6 protein-coding genes and 2 pseudogenes are annotated in these 6,689 nt (G+C 38.8%); 4 read left to right on the top strand and 4 right to left on the bottom strand.

Annotation, left to right across the window (positions count from 1 at the left end; translation table 11 throughout):
• Positions 1–25 precede the first annotated feature (25 nt).
• From RFX69_RS18765 to RFX69_RS18775, 3 genes and pseudogenes are all read left to right on the top strand, one after another.
• A pseudogene (locus RFX69_RS18765) lies at positions 26–568 on the top strand (hypothetical protein); the annotation flags it as partial.
• A 212-nt stretch (positions 569–780) separates the two neighbouring features.
• Positions 781–1,035, top strand: a complete 255-nt coding sequence (locus RFX69_RS18770; protein ID WP_000236586.1) for a hypothetical protein — start codon at positions 781–783, stop codon at positions 1,033–1,035.
• Positions 1,036–1,645: 610 nt separating this feature from the next.
• Positions 1,646–1,873, top strand: coding sequence for a hypothetical protein (locus RFX69_RS18775; protein WP_000286811.1), 228 nt, complete (start codon positions 1,646–1,648; stop codon positions 1,871–1,873).
• Positions 1,874–1,982: 109 nt separating this feature from the next.
• Here RFX69_RS18775 and RFX69_RS18780 read toward each other — a convergent pair whose 3' ends face one another.
• The 4 genes and pseudogenes from RFX69_RS18780 to RFX69_RS18795 form a co-directional block, all read right to left on the bottom strand.
• Positions 1,983–2,192, bottom strand: a complete 210-nt coding sequence (locus RFX69_RS18780; RefSeq protein WP_000069471.1) for a hypothetical protein — start codon at positions 2,190–2,192, stop codon at positions 1,983–1,985.
• The gene (locus tag RFX69_RS18785; RefSeq protein ID WP_108563966.1) at positions 2,185–2,487 is read right to left on the bottom strand and encodes a helix-turn-helix domain-containing protein; all 303 of its coding nucleotides are present in this window, start codon (positions 2,485–2,487) and stop codon (positions 2,185–2,187) included. The genes RFX69_RS18780 and RFX69_RS18785 overlap by 8 nt, the downstream gene beginning before the upstream one ends.
• Positions 2,480–2,834 (bottom strand): annotated as a pseudogene (locus RFX69_RS18790) (type II toxin-antitoxin system RelE/ParE family toxin). The gene RFX69_RS18785 and the pseudogene RFX69_RS18790 overlap by 8 nt, the downstream one beginning before the upstream one ends.
• A 549-nt stretch (positions 2,835–3,383) precedes the next feature.
• Positions 3,384–4,709, bottom strand: a complete 1,326-nt coding sequence (locus RFX69_RS18795) for an ISNCY family transposase (protein WP_309169619.1) — start codon at positions 4,707–4,709, stop codon at positions 3,384–3,386.
• Positions 4,710–4,961: 252 nt separating this feature from the next.
• On the opposite strand from RFX69_RS18795, the gene RFX69_RS18800 reads away from it, so the two are divergent.
• The gene (locus RFX69_RS18800; protein ID WP_000076364.1) at positions 4,962–6,482 is read left to right on the top strand and encodes a catalase; all 1,521 of its coding nucleotides are present in this window, start codon (positions 4,962–4,964) and stop codon (positions 6,480–6,482) included.
• Positions 6,483–6,689: the final 207 nt, after the last annotated feature.

The raw sequence follows: 6,689 nt of genomic DNA on the forward strand, positions 1-6,689 counted from the left end.
TTGGTGCTTTTTTATTGGTGTTTTTATGGCAGTTACTGATAAACATCCGCAGTATATTGCTGCACAAAAAAGCTGGCAGATTATGCGTGACGCCGTTGCCGGCGAAGAGTAGATCAAACAGGCTCAGACAAAGTACCTAGCTAAATCGGCTGGCATGATTGAAGCAGAAAAGCAGGGTGATACTGCCGGAGAGATCTATAAAGCTTATCTAAGCCGTGCTCAGTATCCATTATGGGTTCAAGATTCGCTACGTACGATGATTGGTTTGGTTTCTAAGCTACAGCCAAATATTGTGATCGAAAGTACTTTGCTTCAAGAACTTATCGCTAATGCAACTAATGATGGATTTGGCCTTAAACAGCTCTTCATTAGAATTTGTCTTGAACTTCTAGTATTTGGTCGTTGTGGTTTGCTAGTGGATGTTGATTCCAATGGGGTTCCTTACTTTGCGCTTTATGAGGCGCTTTCAATCATTAACTGGAAGGAAAACAGCATTGGTGGGCGAAAAGATTTAAAGCTTTTGGTGCTCGTGGAGCAATTTGATAATAGTGAAGATGAATTTGGCCATAACAGGATTATTAGCTAATTTTAAGGTGTTGATATTATATGAAAAAGATTATTTTTTTAAGCTTAGTTCTTGGTTTGGTAGGGATTAATGGTTGCTCAAAGGTGGAAAAGAGTCAAAAGAAGCTATCTTAAGCACCTTAAAAGATCCTGATTCAGCCCAATTCCAAAATATAAAAGAATATTGCGGAGAGGTAAATTCTAAGAATAGCTACGGTGGTTATTCAATTTGCAATAATTTGGGAAGCACACTGCACTCCAAATAAATTATCTTTAAAAGAGCGCAATGAGTGTGTAAAGGATGCATATAATCAGTCTCTTATAATGGATGCAAGGCTTAAAGGGGTTTCCAAGGAAAGCTTAAGGAATGAAATACTAACAGACAAAAATGCATCAAAAGCAGAAATTCAAGAAGGCTTAAGAGATATTGATCGTGCGTATAACAGTAATTTCAAAGATAAGGGTCTATAGGCACAGGATGGAACCCACAACATACAATCCAAAGAATATTAAACATTACTGATACAAAAATAATAATATTTTTTTGTCTATTAAGTAACTGAAATTTAGTTTTCTTTACAGGTTAAGTGTTTTATTAAGTTATAATTAAAAGTAAATTTTTCCCAACTAGTATAAAGTTTAAGAGTATAGGTTATTGAATTGTTTCTTATGCAAAAAAAAGTCAAGAATCTTTATTTAAGAAAAGGTGAACACTCATTTGTTCTGCAATCACAGTTCATTTTTAAAGCTAAGCAGCAAAAATGGACTAGTGAAGATATCCAAAAAATTATAGAAAAGACCTTATATCAAGATAAATATAGGGTATATGCAATTTTGAGAGAGTATTCTAGCCAGAATTACGGGTAAATTTGACTTGAAAAAGAGAAGGACTAAAGTCTTTTAGAAGGATATATCTTGGATCCTGAATAAGATTTTTACTATTAAAGGAGTAAAGTTTAGCCTCGATATAAGTTTAATCTATTATTACAATAATATTCCATATATCAATACCTAATTTAACTTTAGTTCCTACCGCCAACCCTGTATGGTGCCCGTTCAGAAACACTCTATCGAGGCTAATATGTATAGTTTTTCTGTAAAAGATTTAGATCAATTAATTGAAACGAATCTCAAAGATGGGAAGAAATACAGTAAATTATTGATTGGATATAAATTATTTTCTGATTTGATGAATGATCCTATATTTTATACAGAAGTGTCTAATTCAGCTCTGAGCGCTACGAAAAGAAAATATAAGCAACTAAAAATTAAAATCACCACACATCAATATCAGCTTCATTTTGAATAAATCAATAAAACGAAAGTTCTCAGCTCTCTCTTCTTATATGAGAAAGTCACAATTTATGGCCTTTCTCATATCTATTTAGCATAAAATCTCTTATGCGAATCTGGAAAGATTAAGTTATTTCGTAATATTTTATCCAATAAGCATTGTCGAAAATATCAGTGTAATAGCTTGACTTCTTACAATGTGAAAAATAGTCACAGCATAAATCTCTAATAATTTCAATTTCCTCTAGGCTATCAGCAGCATTGACTAAAAATATAAACTTGTCCAAGTTAACAAGTAATTTACTACTATTTTTCAAAGGTTTATTATTAGATATTGAATCCTATGTGTTTTCCTGTTGGAAGCTCTACATCAATACGAAGTTTTCCGCCCATTGCTTCGACATACTTTTTCATCGTTGAAATTTTAAGATCATGACCACGATTTTCGATTGCTGACAATGAAGGCTGTTTGATTCCAAGGGTTGCAGCCAGTTCTTTTTGAGAAATCTCTAACTCTTCACGAATAAGGTGAAGCTGAGTTTCCAACAATAATTCATCCGCCATTTGTTGAATACGAGCTTGACTCTCTGGAGAGCGATTAGCCAATAATTCTTGTAGGGTCTTAGCCATTAGATTGATCTCCTAAAGTTGAAAGATGAATTTCGTATTGCTGATCGGCAATATCTAACATCTCTTTATAAAAACGCTTTTTACCGCCTTTATCACCGATACACAGCACATAGCTTGTCGTAAAGGATCAAACGCGAAAAAGGCTCTCAGAGGTTTACCTCGATGCTGAACACGTAGCTCTTTTATATTGGTAAATTTGGAGTCATAGACGGTTCTACTAAAGGACGACCTAAACTTGGTCCCTGTTGCTGTAGAACGACCAACGCTGAGAGTACTTTCTCTTGTGTAGATTGATCTTGCTGTGCAAGCCATTCGTTAAACAGATCCGTTGTAATGACTGTCCACATATTACAACCATAATATAGATTACAATCTATATTTTATGCTTAATTGAATTATTATTCAAATGACAATAAAAATCCCGACGTCATGTCGGGATTTTTCGGTGTGGAGCGCATAGGTAGGGCTGACTACCTAATGGTCATGGTGTCTGACTGATTATTCTTGTTTTAAGTCATTGAACATCCTGTTCATATAGATCGATCATAGGGACTTCACTGGTGCTTGGATACAAACAATTTCGTAAAATGCTGTAAGCCAAATCGTACAAAAAATCATCAAAAATTATCCCAAAGCTTATCCGCAAGAAATGGGGATAAATTCAGAAATGGAAGCCTTAAGGAATCGGAAGGAAATTACGATTTGATAGTTTTTTAACCAATTTTATGGGCAAAATATATCAAAACTGCTCATAAAAAAGCCGACTTGTTTCCAAGTCGGCTTTTCGACATCGTCGAGCAAATTATTTATAGCATAAATTTTTGATTTTTATATGTTTCAATTTGTCTGTTATTCCCAAGTAGAAATGTCCTACCTAATAACCAAATAGAAATGTCCTATACAGACATTTCCAAGTCAAGCACAGGATTCAGATTTCGTTGTTGAATTGCTGTTTTCTGTGCTCGTCTACGTTGCATAGATTGAGAACGACTTCGTTTGTTTTGCTGTTCTAGTTCTTCATGCTGTTGCTGGATATGGGCCAAGACTGAACTCAAACGTTTATTCTCAACAATCTCTCGCTGGTTCAGCTGACTTAATTTATCGAAGATGCTGTAATTGATTTTTCTTCCCTGATATTCAATGGCGACCGTACCGTCTGGGTATTCTAGAAATTCAATATATTTACCCATGAGACTCTGGTTTTCTTCTGTATTTTCCAGCAGATAGACGCATTTATCATAAGTAATCGTCAGGCTATTCGTGACTCTGCGAGGTTCACGCCAAGTAAAAATATCATCTAACTCTTCGGCTGTTTCAGTGATAGGCCGATGTAGATTCTTAGGATTAAAAGCCATCTTGGCGAACTTCTGATTGAACTGCTCAATGAAGCAGGGTAGCCAGACATTAGCTTGCTCAATCGAACAGATGCCTTTCAGGCGCATCTCCTTGATCAGACGGTCCTGAAGGGTTCTGTTGGCACATTCCACACGGCCTTTGGCCTGCGGTGAATTAGCGAAGATGATATCGATAATCAGGGTGCTGAGTACACGTCCAAACTGGGTAATCTTGGTGTCTTTCTTGCTGCTTTGATTCACTCTAAAGACTGAATGTTTGTCGCTGTAAAACGCTAAAGGCTTACCGTGCTGTTCGACATATAAACGTGTTGAAATCATATAGTCAAAGGTTGATTCTGACTCACAGAAGCGTAAATGCTGCAATTTTCCTGTAGCAGCATCGATAAACACCAGCAGACAGCATTTAGCAGCGCGTCCTTCAAACCAGTCATGGTGTGAGCCATCAATTTGGATCAGTTCACCAAAGCAATCCCGGTTGTAACGAGGCTGATACGGTCGTTTCAGGCGCTTGGATTGAGGCATCCATAAGTCAGCTGCAATCATCCAAGAACGCAGGGTTTCTACTGAAAGATCGAATCCATGTACGGTGGTGAGCTTTTCATGCGCTAAAGTGGGTCCGAAACCATGGAGTTGGTCAGAAACAATATTGAGGCACTTGAGTCTGAGTTCTTCAGGAAGTTTAGAATTGCTGATTTGGCCACGACCGGCATGGGCTAATGCAGATGGACCTTGGGCTTTGTATTTCTGCAGTAAGCGTCTGATCTGACGTTCTGAAATATGAAGTAGCTGAGCAGCCTGGGATTGAGTTATGCGTTGATCGCAGATTTTCTGCAAGACCGACAATCGTTTAAGTTCTTTATCCGACATAGACACCAACATATCAAACCGTCCGCTAAGGAAATTGCAAAAGTGCATATTCTAAAAGCGGACATTTCTATTTTGGAGTTACATTTTTTATTTCGTATAAGAGATTTTATGTTAAATCAGTTGGCTATAAATTTTCAAAAATATCCTTAATTTAATATTTTAATAAGCAAGTAAAGGGTAAGATAGGATTGAAAATCTTAAATTTCTGCAGGAAATTTAAATTTTAAATTAAAAGAAACGGGAGTTAATAGTATGAGTCAAGACCCTAAAAAATGTCCTGTTACCCACCTGACTACTGAAGCTGGTGCCCCTGTGGTCGATAATCAGAACAGTATGACGGCAGGTGCGCGTGGACCTTTACTTGCCCAAGATTTATGGTTGAATGAAAAATTAGCAAACTTCGTCCGCGAAGTGATTCCAGAGCGTCGTATGCACGCTAAAGGTTCAGGTGCTTTTGGTACCTTTACCGTGACCAATGATATTACCCAATATACTCGCGCTAAAATTTTCTCTGAAGTCGGCAAAAAAACCGAAATGTTTGCGCGTTTCTCAACGGTGGCGGGTGAACGTGGCGCGGCCGATGCAGAACGTGATATTCGAGGTTTTGCCCTGAAATTCTATACTGAAGAGGGCAACTGGGATCTGGTCGGCAATAATACCCCGGTGTTTTTCCTGCGGGATGCCCGTAAGTTCCCTGACCTGAATAAAGCAGTCAAACGTGACCCAAAAACCAACAAGCGCAGTGCCACCAATAACTGGGATTTCTGGACATTATTGCCTGAAGCCTTGCATCAGGTGACCATTGTGATGTCGGATCGCGGTATTCCTGCTGGCTACCGTCATATGCATGGTTTTGGCAGCCATACCTTCAGTTTTATCAATGCCCAAAATGAACGCTTCTGGGTGAAATTCCATATGCGTACCCAGCAAGGCATCCAGAACCTGACCGATGCTGAAGCAGCAGATTTGATTGCTAAAGATCGTGAAAGTAGTCAGACTGACTTATTTGATGCCATTGAGCGTGGTGAGTATCCAAAATGGAAAATGTACGTTCAGATCATGCCGGAACTGGAAGCTGAAACAGTTCCTTATCATCCATTTGACCTGACCAAAGTCTGGCCGAAAGGTGATTATCCACTGATTGAAGTTGGTGAATTCGAACTGAACCGCAATCCGGAAAATTATTTCCAGGATGTAGAACAGGCTGCCTTTGCACCAAGCAATCTGGTACCGGGAATTAGCTACTCACCGGATCGTATGTTACAGGCACGTCTGGTGAACTATGCTGATGCAGCACGTTATCGTGTTGGTGTAAATCATTCACAGGTTCCGGTCAATGCTGCACGCTGCCCTGTAAACTCTAATCGTCGTGATGGTCAGGGCCGCATGGATGGCAACTATGGTTCATTGCCACATTATGAACCGAACAGTTTTAACCAGTGGCAGGAACAACCTCAGTTTAAAGAACCAGCATTAAAGATTACCGGTGATGCTGATTTCTGGGACTTCCGCGAAGATGACAATGACTACTTCAGCCAGCCCCGTGCCCTGTTCAATTTGATGAATGATGAGCAGAAACAAGCATTGTTTAATAACACGGCCGCAGCGATGGGTGATGCACTAGATTTCATCAAATACCGTCATATCCGCAACTGTTATGCTTGCGATCCAGCTTATGGGCAAGGCGTTGCTAAGGCCTTAGGTATGACTGTAGCAGATGCTCAAGCGGCACGTGAAACAGATCCTGCTAAAGGTTTACCAAGTTTTCTTTAATGTGGAAATTTGATTTAGATAGTTAATAAAAAAACCCCGACATCCTGTCGGGGTTTTTCGTATTTGGTGTTTAAGCATGACTCCTGTCTAGCTTCACGATTTGGTGAATTTTTGGATGATGTAAAATAGTTAAGTATATGATTTTATTTAGCTTATGAAAGAAGATTTCGGATAACGCCCATTATGGGCCACGACCGGCATGGGCTA

Origin of the sequence: Acinetobacter sp. 148 (assembly GCF_031196675.1) — a bacterium.
GTDB lineage: Bacteria > Pseudomonadota > Gammaproteobacteria > Pseudomonadales > Moraxellaceae > Acinetobacter > Acinetobacter baumannii.

Excerpts from the sequence above, each read along its gene's own strand:
- RFX69_RS18775 (WP_000286811.1), top strand. The coding sequence starts at position 1,646 with ATGTATAGTTTTTCTGTAAAAGATTTAGATCAATTAATTGAAACGAAT.
- RFX69_RS18785 (WP_108563966.1), bottom strand. The coding sequence starts at position 2,487 with ATGGCTAAGACCCTACAAGAATTATTGGCTAATCGCTCTCCAGAGAGT.
- RFX69_RS18795 (WP_309169619.1), bottom strand. The coding sequence starts at position 4,709 with ATGTCGGATAAAGAACTTAAACGATTGTCGGTCTTGCAGAAAATCTGC.
- RFX69_RS18800 (WP_000076364.1), top strand. The coding sequence starts at position 4,962 with ATGAGTCAAGACCCTAAAAAATGTCCTGTTACCCACCTGACTACTGAA.